We start from the raw sequence: 304 nt of genomic DNA, 5'->3' as shown, positions 1-304 counted from the left end.
GGTTCGTCAAGGTAAAGGTAAAGGTAACGTGGAATATTGGGTTGCTCTAACTCAGCCATGTAAAGTTCTTTATGAAATGGAAGGGGTTCCAGAAGCATTGGCTCGTGAAGCATTTGCTCTTGCAGCAGCTAAATTCCCAGTGGCAACAACTATCGTAACTCGTAAGGTGATGTAATGAAAGCTAACGAACTTAAAGATAACAGCGTTGAAGAGCTTAATGCTGAGCTTCTAAACTTATTACGTTAGCAATTTAACTTACGTATGCAGTTAAGCACTGGTCAGTTTGAAAAGCCGCACTCAATTA

1 protein-coding gene and 2 pseudogenes are annotated in these 304 nt (G+C 40.5%); all 3 read left to right on the top strand.

Annotated features, from left to right (window positions below):
• On the top strand, positions 1-175 hold a 175-nt coding region (locus V6256_RS15265; RefSeq protein ID WP_341599113.1), incomplete at its 5' end, for a ribosomal protein L16.
• A pseudogene (locus V6256_RS15260) lies at positions 175-243 on the top strand (50S ribosomal protein L29); the annotation flags it as partial. The gene V6256_RS15265 and the pseudogene V6256_RS15260, both read left to right, overlap by 1 nt.
• Before the next feature lie 3 nt (positions 244-246).
• Positions 247-304, top strand: a pseudogene (gene rpmC, locus V6256_RS16490) (50S ribosomal protein L29); the annotation flags it as partial.

This window comes from Psychromonas aquatilis (assembly GCF_038155185.1).
In the GTDB taxonomy this organism is placed as follows: Bacteria; Pseudomonadota; Gammaproteobacteria; order Enterobacterales; family Psychromonadaceae; genus Psychromonas; species Psychromonas aquatilis.
This window is presented reverse-complemented; position numbering and strand designations above follow the sequence as displayed.